This is a genomic window from Streptomyces zaehneri (assembly GCF_032248645.1).
GTDB classification, from domain to species: Bacteria; Actinomycetota; Actinomycetes; order Streptomycetales; family Streptomycetaceae; genus Streptomyces; species Streptomyces coriariae.
This window is the reverse complement of sequence record NZ_JASTTJ010000025.1, coordinates 37812-62362: the sequence shown is the minus strand read 5'-3', so window position 1 is coordinate 62362 and position 24551 is coordinate 37812. Positions and strand designations below refer to the sequence as shown.

Sequence of the window (24551 nt, the reverse complement as noted above, 5' to 3'; positions counted from 1 at the left end):
GAAGCGGCCGACGAAGGGAGTGTTTATCGTCAGGAAGACGACTATGATCGCCGCATGCCCTACGACCCGTCAGCCTTTCCGCCCTTCGCCGTCACCGTGGACCTGGTCGTGCTGACCGTGCGCCGTCATGCCCTGTGCGCGCTGGCGGTGCGCAGGGGCGAGGCGCCGTTCCAGGGGTGGTGGGCGCTCCCGGGCGGCTTCGTACGGGCAGACGAGGACCTTACCCAGGCCGCGGCGCGCGAGCTGGCCGAGGAGACGGGACTCCGCGCCCACGACCCCTCGGCCCCGGCGTACGACAACGGTGCCCATCTGGAGCAGCTCGCCACGTACGGCGACCCCAAGCGCGACCCCAGGATGCGCGTCGTCAGCGTCGCGCACCTGGCGCTCGCACCGGACCTGCCGGCGCCGCGAGCGGGCGGAGACGCCAGCAACGCGCGTTGGGCGCCGGTCGAGGAACTGCTTCAGCACGGCGGTTACGGGCGGGACGGGGAACCGGTCGCGCCACTCGCCTTCGACCACGCCCAGATCCTCGCGGACGGCGTGGAGCGGGCCCGTTCCAAGATCGAGTACTCGTCTCTGGCGACCGCTTTCTGCCCCACCGACTTCACGGTCGGCGAGCTCCGCCGGGTCTACGAGGCGGTGTGGGGCGTGGCGCTCGACCCGCGGAACTTCCACCGCAAGGTGACCGGCACACCCGGCTTCCTGGTGCCCACCGGTGGCACCACCACTCGGCAGGGCGGCCGCCCGGCGCAGTTGTTCCGAGCGGGCGGCGCCACCTTGCTCAATCCGCCGATGCTGCGGCCCGAGGTGTGACGCAGGCCGACCGCCTCGGCCCACAGGCGCGGGAGGGGCTTGAGCCGGTCGGTCGCGGCTGCGCAACGTACGCATGGTGCCACCGTGCGGTGAACGGAGAAATGGGATATACCGCGCTATCTTGCTACAGGTGATCCAGGCCTTCGGATTGACCAGCAACTCCCGCAAGGCGCTTCCGCCCGCCGTCGACGATGTCTCCTTCGAGGCGCACGCGGGCCGCGTCACCGTGCTGCTCGGAGCGCCGGGCGCGGGCAAGACCACGGCGCTGAGACTGATGCTCGAACTCCAACAGGGCCGCGGGCTCGCCTACTTCCGGGGCCGTCCGCTGCACCGCATCGCCCACCCCTCGCGCGAGGTCGGCGTGCTCCTCGGCGATGTTCCGGGCCACCCGGCCCGCACGGTCCGGGGTCACCTGCGCATGCTGTGCGCGGCCGCCGGGGTTCCGGTGCGGCGGGCCGACGAAGTGCTCGAGGTGGTCGGCCTGGTCAGTCTGCGCGACGAACGCCTCGGCACCCTGTCCCGCGGCATGGACCGGCGGCTGGGCCTGGCCTGCGCTCTTCTCGCGGACCCGCACACCCTCGTCCTCGACGATCCGGCCACCGGGCTCTCCGGGCGGGAGAACCGCTGGCTCCACGGCATGCTGCGCACCCACGCGGACCAGGGCGGCACCGTCCTGACGACCACGACCGATCCCAAGGAGGCCGCCCGCGCCGCCGACCGGGTCATCACCCTGGAGCGGGGCGCAGTGGTCGCCGACCAGGAAGCCGCCGACTTCGCCCGCACCCGGCTGCGCCCCCGGGTGGCCGTCCGCAGCCCGCACGCCGCCCGCCTGGCCGCCCTGCTCGCCAGGGAGGCGCGAGCCGCGCAACGCTCGGTCGAGGTCGTGCAGGAGGACGGCAACCGGCTTTCCGTGTACGGCAGTAGCTGTGCCCAGGTCGGCGAGACGGCGTTCCGGCACGACATCCTGGTCCATCAACTCGCCGACGAGACAGGCGACATGGGGCCGGGAGCAGGGGCGGAGGACCAGCGGCGGGCGCACCCCGAAGCAAGGCAGGGCTCTTTGGCGGAAGCAGGCCGGGAGCCTTCGGACGGAGAACCGGCGGCCCTCGCCGCCGCCTCCGAGCCGGGCACGGAACGCGCGGAGGCCCCGGAAGACGCGCGGGTGGCGAGTGAATCCCGGCGCACGGGCACCGCGGACGCGCTGTTCGGCCCCGACGGTGAACCGCTGCCGTCCCCAGCGCCGTACCGGCCGGTCGCCGCGGCGCCTCGTGACGGCATCACGGCTTCCGGTGGCGGCTCCCCGTCCGGTATCGCGGCGTCCGTCGCCGTCGTCCGAGCCGCGGACAGCCCGGACGCGACGGCGTCGCCGGCTGCCCCCGGTAGGCACCCCGCGAGCGCGCCGGCCGTCTCCGCAGGCGCGATCGTCGACGAACTCCGGCGGCCCGGAGAAGCCGACACCGCCGACGGCACCGCCCCTGCTGCCGGCTCCGCACCCTCCCGTTCCTCGGCCGCGTTTGTTATGTCCTCGGCTCAGCGTCCCGTCCGCCGCGCCGCGTCTCGCGATGTCCGCACCCTGCCCGCCCTGCCGCCTCCCATCTCCGTCCGCCCGGCCCCCAGCCCGCTGCGTCCGCTCCGCTACGAACTCCGTCGAGCCACCGGGGTCGGCACCGGATTCACCACCGGCGCCGCCGTGCTGATCGTCTCCGCCCTCACCGCCCTGCTCCTGGCCCGTGCGGGTCACACCGCGCAGGCACGGCTGCTGGCCGCGTGGCCCGTGGAGCTTCCGCTGCCGCCCGCGGCGCTCGGTGCGGGGCTGCTCGGTGCGCTGGCCTTCGGAGACGAATTCCGCCACCCTGCCCTGGCCGCGGACCGCGGTACCGTGCCCCGAAGGCTGGGGGTACTCACCGCCAAGCTCCTCGTCGCCGCTCTCACCGCACTGATGCTGGCGTTTGTCACGGTGGGCTGCGACGCCGAAGCGCTCTATCTCGTCTACGGACGGGAGGTCGCACAGGTTCCCGGGGACTGGCTTTCGCTGAGCGCGAGTTGGATCGGCCTCGTGGTCGGCTGCGCCTGGACCGGTGTGCTGGCCGCCGGCGTCTTCCGCTCCACCACGGCCGGGATGGCGGCGGTGGTCGCCATGCCCGTCGTCGTCCTGCCCGTCGTACAGAAGGCCGTGGAGAGCGCGTCCGTGCGGACGGCGGCCGGATTCCCGATGCGGGTGCGCGAGCTGCTCCTGGTGCAGTGGCCCTTCGGTGGAGAGCGCTATCTGGCCGCCGCGGCACGTGTGATCGTCCAACCGGTCGGCGGCGCAATGACGTTGTCGCTGACGGCTCTGCTGTGCGCCTACCTGGTCACGAGCCTGCGAAACAGAGTCCGGTGACCATCGTCCGGGCCGATCCGATCCCGGCGTGTGCGCAACTCCCCGAAGAAAGCCCATTTCTTTCCGATAAGGCGTCAATTGCGACGGGGTGAGCGATCACCCTTTCGTGTGCTTTTCACCAAAGACCTCAAGGGAGTTGGGAGCAGCGCCGACAAAGGATCCGTGAGTACCCTTGCGCACACCATGATGACCGCCGCCCGCTCCACCGACTCCGGTCTGGCCGGCCCGGGCGAACTCGACCGCTATCCCTTCGGTGAGGCACCCGTGGCCGAACGCGTCGGAGCCCCCGTATGGGAGTCCGCGGAACCTGAGCTGGGCCGCGTGGGCCGCCGTGCCGCGGGCAGCCGCGGACGCGGACTGCACGGCCAGCTCGTCCAGCAGCTCGGTCAGATGATCGTCTCGGGCGACCTGGGTGCCGACCGTCCGCTGGTGCCCGAGGAGATCGGTCAGCGGTTCGAGGTGTCCCGCACCGTCGTCCGCGAGTCGCTGCGTGTCCTCGAGGCCAAAGGCCTGGTCAGTGCCCGGCCGAATGTCGGCACGCGCGTGCGTCCTGTGAGCGACTGGAACCTTCTCGACCCGGACATCATCGAGTGGCGGGCGTTCGGCCCCCAGCGCGATGATCAGCGGCGGGAGCTGAACGAGCTGCGCTGGACGATCGAGCCCCTTGCCGCGCGCCTTGCCGCGGGGCACGGGCGCGCCGAAATCCAGCAGCGAATGTCCGACATGGTCGAGATCATGGCGCACGCCATGGGGCAGGGTGACGCCCTCACCTACTCCCGGGCCGACGCGGAGTTCCACTCGCTGCTCATCCAGGTCGCGGGCAACCGCATGCTGGAACACCTTTCCGGGATCGTCTCGTCCGCCCTCCAGGTCTCCGGCGGCCCGGTCACAGGCTGTGACCGGCCCAACGACGCGTCGCTGGGGCACCACGGCCGGATCGTCGACGCCCTGGCTGCGGGCGACGGCACCGCCGCCGAGACGGCCATGCGAGCGCTGCTCACCGTCCATCCCGAGGTGGAGCGCGTCGTGCCGGCGCCGCGCGAACACTGACCCCACCGCGCGGGGGACGGTCGGGGCACCTCCCCGCTTCCGCATCGTCCTCGGCCGCTCCATCCGTACTTCCCTCGGACCCCGCAGAACCCGTAACGGGGCCTGCGGGGTCCGACGGTCGATGTGGCGGAATAGGCCCCCGGCGGTACGGGTACGCTCGACGGTGACCTCATCTGCCCGCGTCTGACCGTTTTTGAGTGCTTACGGGGTGTGACTCGGGCCACGAAGATTGGGCGTAACGCTTGTGGAAACAACGCGATGACCTAAGAGGTGACTGCCGCGGAGGGAATACGGACGCCGTGCAAGGCGCTGTGAATCCTCCCGGCCCCCGCCCGCGCCGTCGGCCCACCCCCAGGCCGGTGGTCGGCTCCTGTCCGTCACGGACGGGGCCGGAAGCCGTTTTCCAACGTTCCGAGAGGTTGTTCGTGTCGGCCAGCACATCCCGTACGCTCCCGCCTGAGATCGCCGAGTCCGTCTCTGTCATGGCGCTCATTGAGCGGGGAAAGGCTGAGGGGCAGATCGCCGGCGACGATGTGCGTCGGGCCTTCGAAGCTGACCAGATTCCGGCCACTCAGTGGAAGAACGTACTGCGCAGCCTCAACCAGATCCTCGAGGAAGAGGGTGTGACGCTGATGGTCAGTGCCGCGGAGCCCAAGCGCACCCGAAAGAGCGTCGCAGCGAAGAGTCCGGCCAAGCGCACCGCCACCAAGACGGTCGCGGCGAAGGCGGTGACCACGAGGAAGGCCACCGCCACGGCCGCCCCGGCCACCCCGGCCGCTCCCACTGTGGACGATTCCGCAGACGAAGCCGCCCCTGCCAAGAAGGCGGCTGCCAAGAAGACGACCGCCAAGAAGGCGGTCGCGAAGAAGACCGTCGCCAAGAAGACGGCGGCCAAGAAGACCGCAGGCAAGGACGACGCCGAGGTTGCCGAGGACGAGGTCCTCGAGGACGCCAAGCCCGGCGAAGAGGAAGAGGAGGGGACCGAGAACAAGGGTTTCGTCCTCTCCGACGACGACGAGGACGACGCGCCCGCCCAGCAGGTCGCCGTGGCCGGTGCCACCGCCGACCCGGTGAAGGACTACCTCAAGCAGATCGGCAAGGTCCCGCTGCTCAACGCCGAGCAGGAGGTCGAGCTCGCCAAGCGCATCGAGGCCGGTCTGTTCGCCGAGGACAAGCTGGCCAACGCCGACAAGCTCGCCCCGAAGCTCAAGCGCGAGCTGGAGATCATCGCCGAGGACGGCCGACGCGCCAAGAACCACCTCCTGGAGGCCAACCTCCGTCTGGTGGTCTCCCTGGCCAAGCGTTACACCGGTCGCGGCATGCTCTTCCTGGATCTCATCCAGGAGGGCAACCTCGGTCTGATCCGCGCGGTCGAGAAGTTCGACTACACCAAGGGCTACAAGTTCTCCACGTACGCCACCTGGTGGATCCGTCAGGCGATCACCCGCGCCATGGCCGACCAGGCCCGCACCATCCGTATCCCGGTGCACATGGTCGAGGTCATCAACAAGCTCGCGCGCGTGCAGCGCCAGATGCTCCAGGACCTGGGCCGCGAGCCCACCCCGGAGGAGCTGGCCAAGGAACTCGACATGACTCCGGAGAAGGTCATCGAGGTCCAGAAGTACGGCCGTGAGCCCATCTCGCTGCACACCCCGCTGGGTGAGGACGGTGACAGCGAGTTCGGTGACCTCATCGAGGACTCCGAGGCCGTGGTCCCGGCCGACGCGGTCAGCTTCACGCTCCTCCAGGAGCAGCTGCACTCCGTCCTCGACACCCTGTCCGAGCGCGAGGCGGGCGTCGTCTCCATGCGGTTCGGTCTCACCGACGGTCAGCCGAAGACCCTCGACGAGATCGGCAAGGTGTACGGCGTGACGCGCGAGCGCATCCGCCAGATCGAGTCCAAGACCATGTCCAAGCTGCGCCACCCGTCCCGTTCGCAGGTGCTGCGCGACTACCTCGACTAGGTCGTAGCCGTACGAAGCCGAAGGCCCGGTCTCCCGTCGAGGGGGCCGGGCCTTCGGCTTCGGCGCGGGGGTGCGGGCTGCCGCGTGCTGGATCACTCTGGGTGTCCATCAGTCACTTCAGAGTGAGGAGCACGCATGCGTCGTCCCCTTGTCCGGGCCTTGTCCCGGCCGTTGATCCTGGCGGCCGCGGCGGTGGCCATACCCTTGGGCTCCGCCGCCCCGGCGGCCTCCGACGGTGTTGTCGTGGGCGGCTTCCCGGTCGATGTCTCCCAGAGCCCGTGGACGGTCGCGCTGTCCAGTCGTGACCGGTTCGGAGGTATGCGCTCCGGGCAGTTCTGCGGAGGCGTGGCGGTCGGCCCCTCCACCGTGCTCACTGCGGCCCACTGCATGGGCGAGGACGTCCTGGGGGCACCGCCTGGGCAGCTGGCCGACCTGAAGGTCGTCGCGGGCCGTACGGACCTGCACAGGGACACCGGACAGGAGGTCTCCGTGCGTAGCGTCTGGGTGAATCCGGGCTACGACGGTGTCAGCAACGCCGGCGACTTCGCCGTACTCACCCTTGCCCAGCCGCTTCCGGCGGCGGCGGTCATCCCCATGGCCGCCGAGGGTGATCCGGCGTACGACGCCGGCACGGAGGCCGTGGTCTACGGCTGGGGCGACAGCACCGGGTTCGGTGCGTACGCCCACAGTCTGCGAGCGGCTCGTGTGCATGTGCTGTCCGACGCGTCCTGCGAGCGGGCCTACCCGGGAACCTCCGACGGCACCTACGACGCGCGGAGCATGGTGTGCGCCGGCGAGGAGCGCGGTGGTCGCGATGCCTGCCAGGGGGACAGCGGCGGGCCGCTGGTCGCACAGGGCCGACTCATCGGGCTCGTGTCGTGGGGCAGCGGCTGTGGGCGGCCGGGAAATCCCGGTGTCTACACGCGTGTGTCCGACGCCGTGAAGACGCTCGGCTGGTCGCGGGCGCTCGGGGACCCCACGAGGCTTCCTGGGGGCGCCTGAGCAAGCCCCGCCCCCTCGTGGTTGATCTGCGGGTCACGAGAGCGGGCGGCCGCCCCTGAAGCAGGGGCGGCCGCCCGTATACCGGCCTGTGCCGGTCATGGCTCGTCGTGGACGCGCAGATCAGCGCTCTTCTTCCGGGGTAGAGGCCGGAACGGTCGTCAGCCGCTCTGTCTCGTCCTGTATCTCAGCGGCGATCTTCTTGAGTTCCGGCTCGAACTTGCGGCCGTGGTGGGCGCAGAAGAGCAGTTCTCCGCCGCTGAGCAGCACGACGCGTACGTACGCCTGGGCGCCGCAGCGGTCGCAGCGGTCCGCGGCCGTCAGCGGGCTCGCGGGGGTCAGAACAGTAGTCACGTCGCCTCTTCTCTAGCTCGACGAGCTGTCGTACCAGGGTCAACATCCAACCAGCCCCAAAACGTTCCCGCTCGTGGCTTGTCCTCGAAAAAATCTTTCCGAGGTGGCCGTCTGCTGCCGGTTTGGCGGCGAATGTGCCGTATTGCGTGGTCTGTAGTGCTTACGGTTTCGCGCTGTCGGTCATGGTTCGATCCTCCCGGCTGGGTTGCCGGTTGTTCATGAGGACGTGCCCGGAGCCTAAATGGTTCATGCCCCGAAGGGAACGTGATATGTACTTCACTCAATCGAGGGATCGAACACGTATGCGAAGCTGGACTAGTCTCAGTTCCACACGAGGGTGGCGTTACAACGGCTCTACCAGGCCTCGGTACCCTCTTGGCGGCAACCCAAGCCGCGCCCTTGCCCAGAAGGGCCTCAAGTGAAATTCAGCGAGGAGCGAACCGCGTGACCGCCGAAACGTCCGTGCCGTCCACAGCGCTGCTGGCAGGAGCAGACCGGGACGGTTCCAACTACACCGCGCGGCACCTGCTCGTCCTCGAGGGACTCGAGGCCGTGCGGAAGCGCCCGGGTATGTACATCGGCTCGACCGACAGCCGTGGTCTGATGCACTGCCTGTGGGAAATCATCGACAACTCCGTCGACGAGGCCCTTGGCGGCTATTGCGACCACATCGAGGTGATCCTCCACGACGACGCCTCGGTCGAGGTCCGTGACAACGGCCGTGGCATCCCGGTCGACGTCGAGCCCAAGACGGGCCTGTCCGGCGTCGAGGTCGTCATGACCAAGCTGCACGCCGGCGGCAAGTTCGGCGGCGGCTCCTACGCGGCCTCCGGCGGTCTTCACGGTGTCGGCGCCTCCGTGGTCAACGCCCTGTCCGCCCGCCTCGACGTCGAGGTGGACCGCGGCGGCCACACGCACGCGATCAGCTTCCGGCGCGGTGTTCCGGGCGCCTTCGCCGCGGACGGCCCCGACTCCAAGTTCGAGACGGGCGGCCTTCGGAAGATCAAGAGGGTCGCCAAGAACCGGACCGGCACGCGCGTGCGCTACTGGGCCGACCGTCAGATCTTCCTCAAGGACGCCAAGCTCTCCCTCGAGAACCTCCATCAGCGCGCCCGCCAGACCGCCTTCCTGGTGCCCGGCCTGACCATCGTCGTCCGCGACGAGTACGGGCTCGGCGAGGGCGGCAGCAAGGGCGAGGAGTCCTTCCGCTTCGACGGTGGCATCAGTGAGTTCTGCGAGTACCTGGCCACCGACAAGCCCGTCTGCGATGTCCTCCGCTTCACCGGACAGGGCACCTTCAAGGAGACCGTCCCGGTCCTGGACGAGCACGGCCAGATGACTCCGACGGAGGTCACCCGTGAGCTCGGCGTCGACGTGGCGCTGCGCTGGGGCACGGGCTACGACGTGAACCTCAAGTCGTTCGTCAACATCATCGCCACGCCCAAGGGCGGCACTCACGTCGCGGGCTTCGAGCAGGCGGTCGCCAAGACGATGAACGAGGTGCTGCGCGCCAAGAAGCTGCTGCGCGTGGCCGAGGACGACATCGTGAAGGACGACGCTCTGGAGGGCCTGACCGCCGTCGTCACGGTGCGTCTCGCCGAGCCCCAGTTCGAGGGCCAGACCAAGGAGGTCCTCGGGACCTCGGCGGCCCGGCGCATCGTGAACACCGTGATCGCCAGGGAGCTCAAAGCGTTCCTGACCTCCGCCAAGCGCGATGCCGCAGCTCAGGCGCGGGTCGTCATGGAGAAGGCGGTCGCCGCCGCACGCACGCGTATCGCGGCCCGGCAGCACAAGGACGCGCAACGTCGCAAGACGGCTCTGGAGTCATCGTCCCTGCCCGCCAAGCTCGCCGACTGCCGCAGCGACGACGTCGAGCGCAGCGAGCTGTTCATCGTCGAGGGGGACTCCGCGCTCGGTACGGCCAAGCTCGCCCGGAACTCCGAGTTCCAGGCACTGCTGCCGATCCGGGGCAAGATCCTCAACGTCCAGAAGTCGTCCGTCACCGACATGCTCAAGAACGCCGAGTGCGGCGCGATCATCCAGGTCATAGGAGCGGGCTCCGGGCGCACCTTCGACATCGACGCGGCCCGCTACGGCAAGATCATCATGATGACCGACGCCGATGTGGACGGTTCCCACATCCGGACGCTGCTCCTGACGCTGTTCCACCGCTACATGCGGCCCATGGTCGAGGCCGGGCGGGTCTTCGCCGCGGTCCCGCCGCTGCATCGCATCGAGCTCATCCAGCCCAAGAAGGGCCAGGACAAGTACGTGTACACGTACTCGGACCGTGAGCTGCGCGACAAGCTGATGGAGTTCCAGAGCAAGAACGTCCGGTACAAGGACTCCATCCAGCGCTACAAGGGTCTCGGTGAGATGGACGCCGACCAGCTGGCCGAGACGACGATGGACCCGCGTTACCGCACCCTGCGCCGCATCAATCTCTCCGACCTGGAGGCGGCCGAGCAGGTGTTCGATCTGCTCATGGGCAATGACGTGGCACCGCGCAAGGAGTTCATCTCCAGCTCGGCGGCGACGCTGGACCGGTCCCGTATCGACGCGTAGACGCCGTGTTCGGTCCGGCCGGGCCCCAGGTGGATCCGGCCGGATCTCGTACAGGTCCGGCCGGTCGCCGGGCAGGTCCGGCTGGGGGTTCTCCACCCATGGGTGGAGAACCCGGGCTTCCCGAGATCCACCCATGATCCACCCCCGCTCCGATCTGTGGACCGGCCCGTTTCCGTAGCGTCGAAGGCGTCGGCAGCGCTCGCTGCCGGCCTCCCCTTCCCGCTCACGGAGGCTGCGATGTCCGGGCTCGTCAACGCGCTGGTGATCGTGGCGGTGGCCGCACTCGTGATCGTGCGGCAGTTCCGCGCAAGCCGCATCGACACGGACCGGCGATGGTGGCTCCTGCCGGGAATCGTGGCCGTCATAGCGCTGCGCGAACCCGATCTGCTCGGCACCCGTCACCACACCGAATCGGCCCTGGTGCTCGGCGCCGAACTGATCGTCGCCCTGGCCATGGGAGCCGCCTGGGCATGGACCACTCGTATCTGGGTGGAGCCGGACGGCGCCGTGTGGAGCAAGAGCACCAGAGCGAGCGTGGCCGTGTGGGGAGCCGGCATCGGTCTGCGGGTGGGTCTCTTCGGGGTGGGCGCACTGCTGGGCATCCACCAGGACAGCGCGGCCCTGATGCTGGGACTCGCGGCCACTCTGCTGGTCCGTTCCGGGATCCTGACCTGGCGCGTGCGGTCTTCGGACCAGGCTCCGGTGTACGCCGCGGCGTACGGTGACCCCGTGCCCCGGTCCTCGTGGAAGGAGCGCGTGTGACGGAGAACGTCTGGACACGCTGGCCCTCACGGGAGGCGCTGGGCCCCAGAGGGGTATCGCGCCCCAGGAGGCTGCTGGCCTGGGCCGTGAGGCTGCTGGTCGTGGGCGCCCTGGTGTGGAGCGCCCTCCACGACAGCCGCATCCAGGGGTGGATCGCGGTCGCCGGCGTCGGGGGCGTTCTTGTGGCCGGTGGCCTGGCGTGGGCCTTGTTCCGGACCACGCTCGAGCATCGGCTGTGGCCGTCCTTGGCCGTTCTCATGCTGCTGCTGGGGCTGGCGGCCGGCGCCGAGGCCGCGGACTTCCACTCCCCGGCCGCGGTCCTGTGGTGCGGATGCGCCATCGCGGCACTCGAGCGACTGCCTCTGGGCGCGGCGCTGCCGGCGGCTTCGGCCGGGTTCGCCGCCTTCGCCGTGGTCAACGGCGTCTCGGGGGTGACCACGGCCACCGCCATAGCGGGCATGGCCCTCGCCGGATACGCACTGCGTCTGGACGCCGAAGCCAGAGGCACCACACAGCGACTGCTCACCCAGGAGCGGGCCGCGCGCGCGGCCGAGGCCGAGTCGGCCGCACTCGCGGAGCGGGCCCGCATCGCCCGGGAGATCCACGACGTCCTGGCCCACAGTCTCTCGGCGCAGCTCGTGCACCTGGAGGCGGCCCGGCTGCTCATCGAGCGGGGAGCGGACCGCGACCAGATTCTCGACCGAGTGGTGGCGGCACGGGGAATGGCCCGCGACGGGCTCGAGGAGACCAGACAGTCGCTCTCCGCCTTGCGCGGTGAACTGACGCCGCTGGAGGACTTCCTGACGGATCTCGTCCGCACGTCCGACGGCGCCGAGGTCACCGTGGGCGGTGAACGCAGACCGCTGCCGGTCGAGGCGTCGCAGGCCGTGCGCCGGGCCGCTCAGGAGGCCTTGACGAACGTTCACAAACACGCACCGGGCGCCAAGGTCCGTGTCCGGCTGGAGTACGGCCGGCAGGAAGTGACCCTGGACGTGCGGGACTCGGGTGGCTCGCCGGGCGAACTCGCCGAGGCCGGCGGCGGGTACGGTCTGCTGGGTATGCGGGAGCGCGCCGAACTGCTGGGTGGTTCGCTCGCTGCCGGGCCGGACGAGGAAGGGTTCGTGGTGACGCTGAAGGTGCCGGTATGACGGAGGCGGCGGCGAGGGAGCCCGCCAGGGTGGTGGTCGCGGACGACCAGACGGTCGTCCGGGAAGGCATCGTGATGCTGCTCGGGCTGCTGCCGGGAGTCGAGGTCGTCGGTGCCGCAGGGGATGGGGAAGAGGCCGTGCGGCTGGTCGCCGAACTCGCCCCCGACGTGGTGCTGATGGACCTGCGCATGCCTCGCTGTGACGGGGTCGAGGCGACCCGGCGCATCCGGGCCGAGTATCCCGGGACACAGGTCGTGGTCCTCACGACCTACGCGGACGACGAATCCCTCTTCCCGGCGCTGAAGGCGGGCGCACGCGGGTACCTCACCAAGGACGCGGGTGGGGACGAGATCGTACGGGCCGTGCACAGTGTGCTGTCCGGGGACGCGGGGCTGTCGCCCAGTGTCCAGCGGAGGCTGCTGGAGCGCCTGTCGGCCCCCGAACCGGAACCGGCCGCGCCCGCTGTCGTCCCCGACGGGCTCACGACACGCGAGGCGGAGGTGCTGGTCCTGATCGCCGAGGGGCTCAGCAACCAGGAGATCGCACGCAGGCTGAGCGTGTCCACCGCGACGGTGAAGACACACATCAACAACATGTTCTCCAAGACGGGACTCAAGGACCGGGCCCAGGCGGTGCGTTACGCGTACGGGAAGGGGCTGGTCCGGCCGCCTGCGGGGTGAACGGCGCGTTGGTCACCTGATGGGGTGAAGTGTTCGGGGAACAATAGTCGGGGATCTTCCCGTTCTGTCCATCCTTGGGCATGCAGTCAAGCAACGGTCGTGCCCGCGCCGACGGGGACGGTCCCGATAGCGGTCCCCCCACACCACACACGTACGAGCACCATCAAGGCCAGGGCCAGGCGTACGCCGAGGTGCCAGGCGAAGTGCGCTACGAGGACCCGTGGTACGACGCGCTCGCCTCGGGCTGGGGCGAGTCGGCCATCATGGGCACGCCAGGACCCGAGGTTCCGGCGGCACGTCGGCGGGCGACCGGAACCGCCGCGGCGGCTCAGATCTACCTCGAGGTGCAGCACAGCGCGGCCTTCCAGGAGGTGCGCAGCCGGTACCGGCGGTTCGTGGTGCCCGCCGCCGCCGGGTTCTTCGTCTGGTACGTGGCGTACGTGGTCACCGCGACGACCGCGCCCGGACTCATGGCGCGGCCGGTGGCGGGCGCGGTGAACGTGGCACTGCTCGCCGGGCTGGGGCAGTTCCTCAGCACGTTCCTGCTCACCTGGGCCTACGCCCGGCACGCGCGGCTGCGCCGGGACCGTGCCGCGCTCGAACTGCGCTGGGACACACAGGAACTGACCCGGGGAGCAAAGGGCGGTGCGTCGTGACCGGCAACCATCAGGCGCTGGCGTTGTTGCTGTTCAGCGCCTTCGTCGCGGTCACGTTGGGGATCACGACCTGGGTCAGCCGCAACCGCCATGGCTCGGAGGAGGAGTTCTACGTCGGCGGGCGTCTCTTCTCGCCGATGGAGAACGGATTCGCCATCGCGGGCGACTACATGTCCGCCGCCTCCTTCCTCGGGGTCGCCGGGCTCATCGCGCTGTTCGGGTACGACGGGCTGCTGTACGGGGTCGGCTTCCTCGTGGCCTGGCTGGTGGTGCTGTTCCTCGTCGCCGAACTGGTGCGCAACTGCGGGCGGTTCACGCTCGCCGACGTGGTCGCCGCGCGGATGAGCGAGAGGCCGGTGCGGATCGCGGCGGGAACCGCCTCGGTCACCGTGTCCGTGCTCTACCTGGTGGCCCAGATGGTGGGCGCCGGCAGCCTGGTCGCGCTGCTCCTCGGGAACACCGGCGAGGCGGCCCAGTACTGGGCCGTCATCGGGGTGGGTGCGCTCATGGTGATCTATGTGTCGTTGGGAGGGATGCGGGCGACCACATGGATCCAGATCGTCAAGGCGGTGCTGTTGCTGGCCGGCACGGTCGCGCTCACCGTCCTCGTCCTGGTGCGTTTCCACGGTGACTTCGACCAGTTGCTGCGCACGGCTGCCGCGCGCAGTGGGCACGGTGACGCGTTCCTGGTACCCGGGCTGAAGTACGGCGGGGACTGGACCGCGCGTTTCGACTTCATGAGCCTGGGGCTCGCGCTGGTGCTGGGCACGGCGGGACTACCGCACATCCTGTCCCGCTTCTACACCGTGCCGACCGCGCAGGCCGCCCGTCGCTCCGTCGTCTGGGCGATCGGGCTGATCGGCGGCTTCTACCTGATGACGATCGTCCTCGGCTTCGGTGCGGCGGCGATCGTCGGCCCGGAGGCGGTGCGCGGCTCGAACGCGGCAGGGAACACGGCGGTTCCGCTGCTGGCACTCGACCTGGGCGGCGGCGCCGACTCCACCGGCGGAGCGGTGCTGTTCGCGGTCGTGGGGGCCATCGCCTTCGCCACGATCCTCGCCGTCGTCGCCGGGATCACGCTCGCCTCCTCGGCATCGGTGGCGCACGACCTGTACGCCTCCCTGCGCCGCCGGCAGGCCAAACCCCGCAGCGAGGTCGCGGTGGCGCGGGTAGCCGCCGTGGGCGTCGGCGTGGTCGCGATCGCACTCGGCCTGCTGGCCCGCGATCTCAACGTCGCCTTCCTGGTCGGGCTGGCCTTCGCCGTCGCGGCGTCCGCGAACCTGCCGGTCCTGATGTACTCGCTGTTCTGGCGGGGTTTCACCACGCGGGGAGCCGTGTGGGCGGTGTACGGCGGACTGGTTCCGGCCCTGGCGCTCGTCGTGCTGTCCCCGGTGGTCTCCGGCAGCCCCGAGTCGCTCTTCCCGACCGTGGACTTCCAGTACTTCCCGCTGCAGAACCCCGGCCTGGTCTCGATTCCACTGGGCTTCCTGGCGGGCTGGCTCGGCACGGTCACCTCGGCCGAGGTCGCGGACGAGGCCAAGCACGCGGAGACCGAGGTGCGGTCACTGACCGGGGCGGGAGCCGCGTAACGGGCTACGCCGCACCGCCGTACCGCATCGGGGTGCCTGCGCGCGGCTACGGCGCCACCCAGGCGTAGCGGTGCTCCGGGCGGCCCGTGTCGCCGTACTTGAGGGAGAGGTGCAGGCGTCCCGCCTGTTCCAGGTGGCGCAGGTAGCGCTGGGCGGTCGAGCGGCTCAGGCCGGTCTCGGCGGCGACCTCGTGGGCCGACAGAGGGTGGTTCGCGCGGTGCAGAACGTCGCAGATCAGGTCCGTGGTCGGTTCCGAGTGGCCGCTCGGCAGGCCGGGCGAGGACGGCGCCGGTCCGGTGCGCAGGGCGCCGAAGATCCGGTCGACCTGCTCCTGGCCGGCGATCCCGTGCCCGCCGACCCGGTCCACCGTGCGGCGCAGGGCGGCGTACGAGTCGAGGCGGGTGCGCAGGGCGGCGAAGGTGAACGGTTTGACCAGATAGTGCAGGGCCCCGAGGCGCATCGCGGTCTGGACCGTCGTGACGTCACCGGCCGCCGTGATCATGATGACGTCGGTGCCGTGGCCCTGCTCACGCATGCGGTGGATGAGCTGGAGGCCGGTCTGGTCGGGCAGGTAGTGGTCGAGCAGCACCAGGTCGATGGTTCCACGCTCGATGGTTCCCAGCGCCTGGGCGGCACTGTGCGCGCGGGCGGCCACCCGGAAGCCGGGAACCTTTCCCACGTACTTGGCGTTGATCTCGGCGACACGGAAGTCGTCGTCCACCACCAGGACGTCAATCATCGGGCCTCTCTCCGTCAAGGCCAGGCGGGCGTTGAGCCCGTGTTTCGGCTTCGCTGTTCTAGCGCGAGCAAAACGAGCACAACAGGCTACTGCAGGCAAAAGAAGCGCATGCGCCCAGAAGGCTGATGCCGCTTCCCGGGTCGCCTCTACCGTCCCCGGCCATGAGCGCACACACCAGCCCCGCCATCGAGCTGCGGGGCGCGAGCAAGGTCTTCAGGACCCCGTCGGGGGCTCCGCACACCGCCGTGCGGGAACTCGACCTCACGGTCGGCCGTGGCGAGTTCGTGGCCGTCGTCGGCCCGACCGGTTGCGGCAAGTCGACCACGCTGACCCTGGTCAGCGGCCTGGAAGAGCCCACCCAGGGCGAGGTCATGGTCGCCGGGCAGCCCGTGCGTGGCGTCGGTGACAAGGTCGGTTTCGTCTTCCAGCAGGACGCCACCTTTCCCTGGCGTACGGTCCTGTCCAACGTCATGGCCGGGCCCCGCTTTCGCGGTGTGCCCAAGGCGGAGGCGAAGCGGAGAGCGCGCGAGTGGCTCGCCCGGGTCGGGCTCACCGCCTTCGAGGACCGCTACCCGCATCAGCTCTCCGGCGGTCAGCGCAAGCGCGTGGCCCTCGCCGCGACCTTCGTGAACGACCCCGAGATCCTCCTCATGGACGAGCCCTTCTCGGCGCTCGACGTGCAGACCAGGGCACTGATGTCGGACGAGCTCCTGGAGCTGTGGGAGGGCACGGGCGCGTCCGTCGTCTTCGTCACCCACGACCTGGAGGAGTCCATCGCGCTGGCCGACAAGGTCGTCGTGATGACCGCCGGCCCCGCCACCGTGAAACAGGTCTTCGACATCGACCTGCCGAGGCCGCGCAAGGTCGAGTCGGTGCGTCTGGAGCCGCGGTTCATCGAGATCTACCGCGAGATCTGGGAGTCCCTCGGCGAAGAGGTCCGCATCACCCGCGAGAGAGGTGCCGCCCATGTCGCCTGAGGTTCTCAGCACACCGCTCGTCGACACGGCCAAGGTGCCGGACCGGGCCCGCTCACGCGCGCGTGCCGCTCGCAGACGCAAGGCCGTGGTGACGGCGGCGCGCGTCCTGCTCCTGGTGGCCGTGCTCGCGCTGTGGGAGGCGCTCTCCCGGGCCGAGGTCATCGATCCCTTCAACTTCTCGATGCCGTCCAGGATCTGGGACCAGATCTGGACCTGGGTGACGCACGGGACCGCGCTCGGTTCTCTGGGCGAGCAGATCTGGTACACGCTCTACGAAGCCCTGCTCGGCTGGATCATCGGTGTGGTCGCCGGTGTCGTGTGCGGTATCGCACTGGGGCGGATCACCTTCCTCGCCGACATCCTTGGTCCGTACATCAAGGTGCTCAACTCCATACCGAGGATCGTGCTGGCCCCGATCTTCGTGATCTGGTTCGGCCTCGGCCCCGCCTCCAAGGTCGCCTCGGCCGTCGTCCTGGTGTTCTTCCCGGTCTTCTTCAACGCCTTCCAGGGCGCCCGCGAGGTGGACCGCAACCTCGTCGCCAACGCCCGCATCCTCGGCGCGAGCGACCGCAGGGTGACCCTCCAGGTCGTCGTCCCGTCCGCCACCTCCTGGATCTTCACCAGCCTCCACGTGAGCTTCGGATTCGCTCTGATCGGTGCCATCGTCGGTGAGTACATCGGCGCGACCAAGGGGATCGGACTGCTCGTCGCGCAGTCGCAGGGCACGTTCAACGCGGCGGGTGTGTACGCCGCGATGGTCATCCTCGCCGTCGTCGCGCTCGTCGCGGAGGGGCTGCTGACCTTCGCCGAGCGCCGCATCTTCCGGTGGAAGCCGTCGGGCTCCGACAGCTGACTCTTCGTTCGACGATCCAACGAGGATTCGTTCCCGCGAAAGGGTCCTCCGGACCTTCCTCGGGGCAGATCCCCGCCCCCTCACTGCCGCCCCATCCCCGCATCGCCCTCTCACAAGGACGTGAACCCGCCATGCGCACAACCGCCAGATACACGGCCCTGGCCGCCGCCGGTCTGCTCGCCCTCTCCTCGCTCACCGCCTGTGCCGACGACGCGGCGAGCACCGCGTCCACGGGGTCCGGTGGCAAGGGAGACGGCAAGGGCACCAAGGTCAAGATCATGGTCGGTGGCCTGGACAAGGTCATCTACCTGCCCGCCATGCTCACCCAGCGCCTGGGCTACTTCGACGCCGAGGGCCTGGACGTCGAGATGCTGAGCGAGCCGGCCGGCGTCCAGGCCGAGACGGCGCTCGTCTCGGGCCAGGTGCAGGGAGCCGTCGGCTTCTACGACCACACCCTCGACCTTCAGGTGAAGGGCAAGGAGGTGGAGTCCGTCGTGCAGTTCTCGCACGCGCCCGGTGAGGTGGAGATCGTCTCCACCGAGGCAGAGGGCGACATCACCTCGCCCGAGGACTTCAAGGGCAGGAAACTCGGCGTCACGGGTCTCGGGTCCTCGACCGACTTCCTCACCAAGTACCTCGCGGTCAAGAACGGCGTGAAGGTCAGCGAGTTCACCCCGGTCGCCGTGGGCGCGGGGCCGACCTTCATCGCCGCGCTCCAGCAGGGCGCCATCGACGGCGGTATGACGACCGACCCGACCGTGGCGACCATCCTGGACAAGAAGGCCGGCAAGGTCCTGCTCGACATGCGCACCCCGCAGGGCTCCGAGGACGCGCTCGGCGGACCGTATCCCTCGTCAAGCCTGTACATGCAGACGGACTGGGTCAACAGTCACAAGGAGACCGTCCAGAAGTTGGCCAATGCATTCGTCAGGACGCTCAAGTGGATGTCCACCCACAGCGCGGCCGAGATCGCCGAGAAGATGCCGACGGACTACTCCCAGGGGAACAAGCTGCTGTACTCGGTGGCCATCAAGAACACGCTGCCGATGTTCACCAAGGACGGCGTGATGCCCAAGAACGGTCCCGAGACCGTCGAGAAGGTCCTCAAGGCCTTCAACCCCAACATCCAGAACGCCGACGTGGACCTGAGCAAGACCTACACGACCGAGTTCGTCGAGAAGGCCGTGGGCTGACGGTCGAGCAGGCGGCGGGCCGGGATCCGTATCCCAGGAGGGGCACGTTCCTTCCCCCGCCCCCGAGGACCGTGCCCTTCAGGCGCGGGTCGCCCACACGTAACGGTGTTCCGGGCGGCCCGCGTCGCCGTACTTCAGGGTCAGCCGGGCCCGCCCCGTGCGCTCCAGGAGCTTCAGGTAGCGCTGGGCGGTCTGGCGGCTCACCCCGGTCCGGTCGGCGATCTCCTGGGCCGAGAGGGGCCCTTCGGCGTTCATCAGGGACTGGCGTACGAGTTCGGCGGTGGTGGGGGAGTGGCCCTTGGGCAGACCGGGCTCCGAGGAGGCGGACAGCGCGCCGAAGATGCGGTCGACATCGGCCTGCTCGGCCTCCCCGCCGCCGTCGAGCGTCCGCCGCAGCTCGGCGTACGCCTCCAGCTTGGCGCGCAGACCCGCGAAGGCGAACGGCTTCACCAGGTACTGGAGGGCACCCTGGCGCATCGCGGCCTGCACCGTCGTGACGTCCCGCGCGGCGGTCACCATGATCACGTCCGTCTGGTGGCCGCGCCGGCGCATCTCCTGGACGACCTCGAGACCCGTCTCGTCGGGCAGGTAGTGGTCCAGCAGAACGAGGTCCAGGCGGGGCAGCAGCTCGAGCTGACGGAGCGCTTCGGCCGCGCTGTGGGCCTCGCCGGCGACGTGGAAGCCCGGGACCTTCCCGACGTAGGCGGCGTTGACCTGGGCGACCCGGGTGTCGTCGTCCACGACCAGGACCTCGATCATCGCGCCTCCTCCTCGGCGGTGCTCTTCGCCGGTGCCGCCAGCGCGGGTTCCAGGTCGGGCTCGGTGAGTGCCTCGGGCAGGACGACGGTGAACTCGGCGCCCCCGCCGTCCGCCTCGTCCACCGTGGCGTGGCCGCCCTGCCGCTCGGCGAGCCTGCGCACCAGGGAGAGCCCGATCCCGCGCTTGCCGTGCGCCGGGGGCTTCTTCGTGGACCAGCCCTCGGTGAAGATCAACTCGCGCTGCTCGGCCGGGATGCCCGGGCCGGTGTCGCGCACTCGCAGGACCGCGGTACGGCCCTCCGCGCGCAGTTCGACCTCCACGCGCGCGTGCGGCTTGCCCCCGACGGCGTCGAGCGCGTTGTCCACGAGGTTGCCCACGACCGTGACCAGCCCGCGCGGGTCGATCAGGCGATCGGGCAGCCGGGTGCGATCGGAGACCCACAGGGCGACACCGCGCTCGGCAGCGACGGTCGCCTTGCCCACCAGCAGGGCGGCGAGCAGCGGGTCCTCGATCTTCTCGGTCACCTGCTCGGCGGTCGCCCGGTGATCGCCGACCACCTCCCCGACGAAGTCCACCGCGTCGTCGTACATCTCCAGTTCGAGCAGCCCCAGCAGCGTGTGCATGCGGTTGGCGTGCTCGTGGTCCTGGGCGCGCAGCGCGTCGATGAGGCCGTGCGTCGAGTCGAGTTCGCGCCCGAGTTGCTCCAGCTCGGTGCGGTCGCGCAGGGTGGCCACGGCGCCGCCGTCGTCGGTGGGCATGCGGTTGACGACCAGGACGCGCTGTCCGCGGACGGCGATCAGGTCCGTGCCGGTCACCCGGCCCGCCAGGACATCGGCCGTACGTCCGTCGCCGAGCGCCTCGTCGGGCGAAGCGCCCACCGCCTCCTCCCCGATGCCGAGGAGGCGCTGGGCCTCGTCGTTGAGCAGCCGGACGCGGCCGGCGCGGTCCAGGGCGACGACACCTTCCCGGATGCCGTGCAGCATCGCCTCACGTTCGGCGAGCAGTGCCGAGATGTCCGAGAAGGCCAGGTCGCGGGTCTGTCGCTGGACCCGCCGGGAGATCAGCCAGGCGGCCAGCGCGCCCACGGCGAGGGCCCCGCCCGCATAGGCGAACAGTCCTGGGATCGCGTGGATCAGACGGGCGCGCACGCTGTCGTACTCGATGCCGACCGAGACCGCGCCGATGATCCTGCCGTCGCCGTCGCGCAGGGGCACCTTGCCCCGGGCCGAGCGGCCCAGGGTGCCGCTGTCGATCTCCATGACGTCCTTGCCCGCCAGGGCCTGGCTCGGGTCCGTCGACACATGGCCACCGACCTGCTCGGGGTCGGCGTGCGACCAGCGGGTGCCGTGCAGGTCCATCACCACGACGTACTCCGCGCCGCTGGCCTTGCGGATCCGCTCGGCCTCGTGCTGCACCGGTCCGTCGACCGACGGCCGCGTGCTCCGAAGGTCCTCGGCGATCTGCGGCACAGCCGCGGTGGTCTGCGCGATGGCGAGGGCGCGGCGCATCGCCTGGTCGTCCAGCTGATCGCTGAGCGGAGCGAGGAACAGCCCGGTCGCGAGCACCACGACTCCCGCGGCGATCGTCAGCTGCATGAGCAGGACCTGCGAGAACATGCGCCGCGGCATGCCGAGGCGCAGGCGGCGGGCGGGGGGAGTGGGGCTCATACCCAAGACGGTACGTGGGTGGACCGGCGCAGCCGTAGGGCTGGGTGGTGTGGATCTCTTGACCGACTCAAGAGGAAACGATTCCTCCGTGCCCTGCAAGGGGTGCGGCCGCACGGCGTCCGGAGGTGTGTCAGCCCACCAGGGCCGTTCCGGCCAGCTCGCGTACCGCCACGACGTCCATCCGCGCGGGTGAACCGAGGACCGAGGCGCCGCAGCTCTCCGGCCGGGGCGGCAGTGCGGCGCCCTGGTCCACGACGACCTGCCAGTGGCGTCCGTCCCGGTGCGCGACGGTCACCTCCCAGCGCGGCGCGCCGCCCGTGGTCCGGACGACGCTCAGCGCCTCCGCCGCGTCCTCTCCGGTCGCCGAGCGCACCGCCAGTTCCGCCGCCTGGCCGGGCCGCTCCCAGGCTGAGCAACCGCGGCACCCCTCCACGACGATGCGCCCGTCCCTGACGCCGTGCAGGGCCTCCTTGACGGCATGGGCATCGGCGCGGCCGTACGCGTACCCGTACGGGAGGACGAGCAGGGTGGGGGAGAAGCGATGCCCCCCCAGATGGGTGACCTCCCAGGCGCCCCGCACCCCCGAGGCGGCGAGCTGGGCGGCCAGCGGACGGCCGAGGAGCGCACAGCAGCGGTCGCGCTTGCCGTTGGTGCAGACCAGGGCGAGCGGGTCGCCCGTGTGGGGCCCGCCCCGCAGTGCCGTGTCGAAGGTGCGGTGGTCGCCCCTGCCGAGCGCGGCGAAATCGAGGTCCAGCAGCTGCCGTGGGTCGCGGGTGGCGGCGCTGCGCAGCCACACGTTTCCGGGGACGGTGTGGGCCGCGTACACCTGCCGCAGGGCCGGTGCGCCGAAGTCCGCGTGGCGCCCGGGGCGCCGGATGAGCGCGACGCGTACGCCCGTGTCCCGCGCGGCGGCATCCAGGGCTCGGCCCAGGGCCGGGTCCAGATGGCTCGACACCAGCGCTTCGGCGCCCCAGGGGCCGGGCTGTTCCAGGAGGAGCCAGGTCGTTGCCGTGGCCGCGGTTCCGGAAACGGGCTCTTCGAGATCCCGCGAGACGGTCGTGCACGTACTCACAGAGGTGAGCCTAACCTGACTTGCCGGAGTGCGGCTTCCGGCCGGGGTATGTGCTCGGCCGTGTGGGTACGCGTGCGCGTGCGGCGAGGGACGGGCAGCCTGGCCTGCCCGATCGTCGTCCCTGGTCGCAGCGGTGCCGCCGCCCGAGCAGGGGCGGCGTCCGAGCGCCGATGACACCCGAGCGGGGATGGCACCGAGCAGGGGGTGGCACCGAGCAGGGGGTGGCGCCCTGAACGGTGACGCGAGCCCGCTCGCGCGGCGGCTTGCGCGGTCCTCCTACTTCGGCAGCGGCTGGGGCGGCTTCCGCCCCACGTAGTGCCCGCTCGGGCGCATTCGCAGCGGACGTTCGCCGTACTCCTCCAGGGCGTGGGCGATCCAGCCCGCCGTACGGGCGACGGCGAAGATCGTCTCGCTGGCCGAGGACTCCATGCCGCAGGACGCGGTGAGAACGGCGAGCGCCAGGTCCACGTTGGCGTGCAGTGGTGCGTGGCGCGCGGTCGTGGCCACGATGTCCCGGGCCGCGGCGAGGGCGGGCCCGGCGGCGGGAATCTCCTCCAGGAGGGCGAACAGGGCACGCGCGCGTGGGTCCTCGCCGGCGTACAGCCGGTGACCGAGACCCGGAATGCGGCGGCCCGCGCGCAGCTCCTCGGCGATCACCGGGGCGGCACTGCCGACGTCGAGCACCTCGAGCAGCATGCGGTGGGCCAGGCCCCCGGCCGCGCCGTGCAGCGGTCCCTCGAGCACTCCGAGCCCGGCGGAGACGGCCGCGTAGGCGTGCGCACGGGCCGAAGCGGCGACACGCACCGCGAGCGTCGAGGCGGCCAGGTCGTGATCGACGAGCAGGCCGAGCGCCGTGTCGAGGACGTGCAGCTGTGCCCTCTCGGCGGGCCGTCCGCTGAGTCGGCCCCACAGGCGCAGGGCGAGCGGGCCTTCGTCGCGGTGCGTGGGCAGTTTCGGGGGCAGGGCGGCGACGAGGGTGGGGATCAGGATGCGCGCGGTGCCGAGCACGGCGTCCTCGGACAGGTCGAACCGCAGCGGGTCCGAGGCCGCGGCGGCGACCGCGGCGACCCGCAACCGGTCGGTGGGCCCGGTGTGTTCGGGCAGTGCCTCGACGACGCGTCGGGCGGCCTCGACGGATGCCTCGGGCGCGGTGAAGGTGACGCCGGGCCGCAACCGACCGGTCCACAGCCACTCCGCGACCTCTTCGTAGGAGTGCCGGGAGGCCAGTTCGACCGCGTCGACGCCCCGGAAGTAGTAGCGGTCCTGGTCGATGAAGGTGACGCGCGTGCGTACGGACAGTCCCGCCCCGGAACCCGGAATCCCGCTGCTCTCCCGCTTGTTGCGCCGCGCGAGCGCCTCGACCTCCGTGGTGTCGAAGGTGCTGCCCCGGCCCCCGGGCGTGGGCCGGCTGCTCAGCCGGCCACGACTGACGTACGCGTACACGGTCTCGGGTTTCACACCGAGCAGTTCGGCGGCCTCCTTGGTGCTCAGCCGTCGTTCGAGGGGGCCGGGTTCGTGATCGCGCATGGGGGTCACCGTATCCACGGAACAGGTGTGGACTCGGCCAATGTGAACAGATCCGTTTCCGGATGCGGTGGGCTAATGCGGTGTAGGTGCACCACCGTCCTGTGCTTCTCGGATTGCCTGCTCGAACAGCCGGAACAATCGGCCTTCGGCACTGTCTGCAGGAAGTTCTTCCTTTGCGGCGCGCGAAGCTTCCCAGTACCGCTGAAATGGCGCGCTTCGGACCAGGGAGCGCGCGTACACCAGTACCTCCGCTTCGGTGCTTCCTCCCCACCGGTAAGTGAGCAGATAGTGACCGAAGACAAGGTTGGCGAACAGATGCTGGCGCACTACTTCGGTGGATTCGCCGGGGTAGTCGTTCCAGACGTCGGCAAGGGCGGGATCGTCCATCGCCATCTGGGTCAACTGAACGTGCAGAGCGCGCATGTCCGACTCGGCACTCCGGCGCAGCTCATCTCGGGAGGAAACCAGCTCCTGACGTTGCATGGAGAGCTCATGACGCTGCAGCCGCAACTCCCGCTGTTGGAACATCAGCGTGGCGACGAGCAGCAGCAGGGCCATTCCTGAGAAAACGGCACTTATTCCGCCGAAATAGTCCCCGATGGCACTGCGCTCCGCAGCGGCGTGTCGTCCTCCGTTGGCCTCCTCTACGCCAGCGAGAAGCCAACCGCTCATCACAATGGACGCAGCCCCGATGGCCGCGGCGCAGACGGCGGTCGCGACGCTCCATGCTGATATCCGGAGCAGTGAACGTCCTATCGGTTGATGCTCCACGTCGTCCTCCCCAGGTCTGCAGAATCGTTCCGG

General features: G+C 70.2%; 21 protein-coding genes. 14 read left to right on the top strand and 7 right to left on the bottom strand.

Going from position 1 to position 24551, the window contains the following annotated elements:
• The first annotated feature begins 54 nt into the window (after positions 1–54).
• The 5 genes from QQM72_RS32890 (at position 55) to QQM72_RS32870 (ending at position 7209) form a co-directional block, all read left to right on the top strand.
• Complete coding sequence (locus QQM72_RS32890) at positions 55–813, top strand: NUDIX hydrolase (protein WP_314224479.1); 759 nt, start codon at positions 55–57, stop codon at positions 811–813.
• 130 nt (positions 814–943) lie between these two features.
• Positions 944–3193, top strand: coding sequence for an ABC transporter ATP-binding protein (locus tag QQM72_RS32885; RefSeq protein WP_314224478.1), 2250 nt, complete (start codon positions 944–946; stop codon positions 3191–3193).
• Positions 3194–3355: 162 nt separating this feature from the next.
• The gene (locus tag QQM72_RS32880; RefSeq protein WP_314224477.1) at positions 3356–4243 is read left to right on the top strand and encodes a FadR/GntR family transcriptional regulator; all 888 of its coding nucleotides are present in this window, start codon (positions 3356–3358) and stop codon (positions 4241–4243) included.
• A 425-nt stretch (positions 4244–4668) separates the two neighbouring features.
• A complete protein-coding gene (locus QQM72_RS32875) occupies positions 4669–6207 on the top strand; it encodes an RNA polymerase sigma factor (RefSeq protein WP_314224476.1) in 1539 nt (512 codons plus the stop codon).
• A 135-nt stretch (positions 6208–6342) separates the two neighbouring features.
• Complete coding sequence (locus tag QQM72_RS32870) at positions 6343–7209, top strand: serine protease (RefSeq protein ID WP_314224475.1); 867 nt, start codon at positions 6343–6345, stop codon at positions 7207–7209.
• 120 nt (positions 7210–7329) lie between these two features.
• On the opposite strand, the gene QQM72_RS32865 is transcribed toward QQM72_RS32870, so the two are convergent.
• Positions 7330–7560, bottom strand: a complete 231-nt coding sequence (locus QQM72_RS32865; RefSeq protein WP_020125094.1) for a DUF7455 domain-containing protein — start codon at positions 7558–7560, stop codon at positions 7330–7332.
• Positions 7561–8004: 444 nt separating this feature from the next.
• Here QQM72_RS32865 and QQM72_RS32860 point away from each other — a divergent pair, with 444 nt between their 5' ends.
• From QQM72_RS32860 to QQM72_RS32835, 6 genes are all read left to right on the top strand, one after another.
• Positions 8005–10125: a DNA gyrase/topoisomerase IV subunit B gene (locus tag QQM72_RS32860; protein WP_314224474.1), complete on the top strand. Its 2121-nt coding sequence runs from the start codon at positions 8005–8007 to the stop codon at positions 10123–10125.
• Positions 10126–10362: 237 nt separating this feature from the next.
• Positions 10363–10887: a DUF1453 domain-containing protein gene (locus QQM72_RS32855; RefSeq protein WP_314224473.1), complete on the top strand. Its 525-nt coding sequence runs from the start codon at positions 10363–10365 to the stop codon at positions 10885–10887.
• Positions 10884–12035, top strand: coding sequence for a sensor histidine kinase (locus QQM72_RS32850; RefSeq protein WP_314224472.1), 1152 nt, complete (start codon positions 10884–10886; stop codon positions 12033–12035). The genes QQM72_RS32855 and QQM72_RS32850 overlap by 4 nt, the downstream gene beginning before the upstream one ends.
• Complete coding sequence (locus QQM72_RS32845; RefSeq protein ID WP_314224471.1) at positions 12032–12715, top strand: response regulator transcription factor; 684 nt, start codon at positions 12032–12034, stop codon at positions 12713–12715. The genes QQM72_RS32850 and QQM72_RS32845 overlap by 4 nt, the downstream gene beginning before the upstream one ends.
• 80 nt (positions 12716–12795) lie before the next feature.
• Positions 12796–13371, top strand: a complete 576-nt coding sequence (locus tag QQM72_RS32840) for a DUF485 domain-containing protein (RefSeq protein ID WP_399079510.1) — start codon at positions 12796–12798, stop codon at positions 13369–13371.
• A complete protein-coding gene (locus QQM72_RS32835) occupies positions 13368–14960 on the top strand; it encodes a solute symporter family protein (protein WP_314224470.1) in 1593 nt (530 codons plus the stop codon). The genes QQM72_RS32840 and QQM72_RS32835 overlap by 4 nt, the downstream gene beginning before the upstream one ends.
• Positions 14961–15006: 46 nt before the next feature.
• Here QQM72_RS32835 and QQM72_RS32830 read toward each other — a convergent pair whose 3' ends face one another.
• On the bottom strand, positions 15007–15699 hold the full coding sequence (locus QQM72_RS32830) for a response regulator (RefSeq protein ID WP_020125101.1): 693 nt from the start codon (positions 15697–15699) through the stop codon (positions 15007–15009).
• A 161-nt stretch (positions 15700–15860) separates the two neighbouring features.
• Here QQM72_RS32830 and QQM72_RS32825 point away from each other — a divergent pair, with 161 nt between their 5' ends.
• The 3 genes from QQM72_RS32825 (at position 15861) to QQM72_RS32815 (ending at position 18722) form a co-directional block, all read left to right on the top strand.
• On the top strand, positions 15861–16676 hold the full coding sequence (locus QQM72_RS32825; RefSeq protein ID WP_314224469.1) for an ABC transporter ATP-binding protein: 816 nt from the start codon (positions 15861–15863) through the stop codon (positions 16674–16676).
• Complete coding sequence (locus tag QQM72_RS32820; RefSeq protein ID WP_314224468.1) at positions 16666–17529, top strand: ABC transporter permease; 864 nt, start codon at positions 16666–16668, stop codon at positions 17527–17529. The genes QQM72_RS32825 and QQM72_RS32820 overlap by 11 nt, the downstream gene beginning before the upstream one ends.
• A 131-nt stretch (positions 17530–17660) precedes the next feature.
• Positions 17661–18722 (top strand): ABC transporter substrate-binding protein, encoded by a 1062-nt coding sequence (locus tag QQM72_RS32815; RefSeq protein ID WP_314224467.1) that lies wholly within the window; start codon positions 17661–17663, stop codon positions 18720–18722.
• Between the two features lie 78 nt (positions 18723–18800).
• Here QQM72_RS32815 and QQM72_RS32810 read toward each other — a convergent pair whose 3' ends face one another.
• From QQM72_RS32810 to QQM72_RS32790, 5 genes are all read right to left on the bottom strand, one after another.
• Positions 18801–19481, bottom strand: a complete 681-nt coding sequence (locus QQM72_RS32810) for a response regulator (protein ID WP_314224466.1) — start codon at positions 19479–19481, stop codon at positions 18801–18803.
• Positions 19478–21148, bottom strand: coding sequence for a sensor histidine kinase (locus tag QQM72_RS32805; RefSeq protein WP_314224465.1), 1671 nt, complete (start codon positions 21146–21148; stop codon positions 19478–19480). The genes QQM72_RS32810 and QQM72_RS32805 overlap by 4 nt, the downstream gene beginning before the upstream one ends.
• 130 nt (positions 21149–21278) lie before the next feature.
• Positions 21279–22220: a sucrase ferredoxin gene (locus QQM72_RS32800; RefSeq protein ID WP_314224464.1), complete on the bottom strand. Its 942-nt coding sequence runs from the start codon at positions 22218–22220 to the stop codon at positions 21279–21281.
• A gap of 276 nt (positions 22221–22496) precedes the next feature.
• A complete protein-coding gene (locus QQM72_RS32795; protein ID WP_314224463.1) occupies positions 22497–23747 on the bottom strand; it encodes a citrate synthase in 1251 nt (416 codons plus the stop codon).
• 72 nt (positions 23748–23819) lie between these two features.
• Positions 23820–24518, bottom strand: coding sequence for a DUF6082 family protein (locus tag QQM72_RS32790; protein WP_314224462.1), 699 nt, complete (start codon positions 24516–24518; stop codon positions 23820–23822).
• Positions 24519–24551: the final 33 nt, after the last annotated feature.

What these genes read in the sequence shown, in the direction of transcription:
- QQM72_RS32830 (WP_020125101.1), bottom strand. Translation starts at nt 15,699, where the DNA reads ATGATTGACGTCCTGGTGGTGGACGACGACTTCCGTGTCGCCGAGATC.
- QQM72_RS32805 (WP_314224465.1), bottom strand. Translation starts at nt 21,148, where the DNA reads ATGAGCCCCACTCCCCCCGCCCGCCGCCTGCGCCTCGGCATGCCGCGG.
- QQM72_RS32795 (WP_314224463.1), bottom strand. Translation starts at nt 23,747, where the DNA reads ATGCGCGATCACGAACCCGGCCCCCTCGAACGACGGCTGAGCACCAAG.
- QQM72_RS32825 (WP_314224469.1), top strand. Translation starts at nt 15,861, where the DNA reads ATGAGCGCACACACCAGCCCCGCCATCGAGCTGCGGGGCGCGAGCAAG.
- QQM72_RS32840 (WP_399079510.1), top strand. Translation starts at nt 12,796, where the DNA reads ATGCAGTCAAGCAACGGTCGTGCCCGCGCCGACGGGGACGGTCCCGAT.
- QQM72_RS32870 (WP_314224475.1), top strand. Translation starts at nt 6,343, where the DNA reads ATGCGTCGTCCCCTTGTCCGGGCCTTGTCCCGGCCGTTGATCCTGGCG.
- QQM72_RS32890 (WP_314224479.1), top strand. Translation starts at nt 55, where the DNA reads ATGCCCTACGACCCGTCAGCCTTTCCGCCCTTCGCCGTCACCGTGGAC.
- QQM72_RS32820 (WP_314224468.1), top strand. Translation starts at nt 16,666, where the DNA reads ATGTCGCCTGAGGTTCTCAGCACACCGCTCGTCGACACGGCCAAGGTG.
- QQM72_RS32845 (WP_314224471.1), top strand. Translation starts at nt 12,032, where the DNA reads ATGACGGAGGCGGCGGCGAGGGAGCCCGCCAGGGTGGTGGTCGCGGAC.
- QQM72_RS32810 (WP_314224466.1), bottom strand. Translation starts at nt 19,481, where the DNA reads ATGATCGAGGTCCTGGTCGTGGACGACGACACCCGGGTCGCCCAGGTC.
- QQM72_RS32855 (WP_314224473.1), top strand. Translation starts at nt 10,363, where the DNA reads ATGTCCGGGCTCGTCAACGCGCTGGTGATCGTGGCGGTGGCCGCACTC.
- QQM72_RS32815 (WP_314224467.1), top strand. Translation starts at nt 17,661, where the DNA reads ATGCGCACAACCGCCAGATACACGGCCCTGGCCGCCGCCGGTCTGCTC.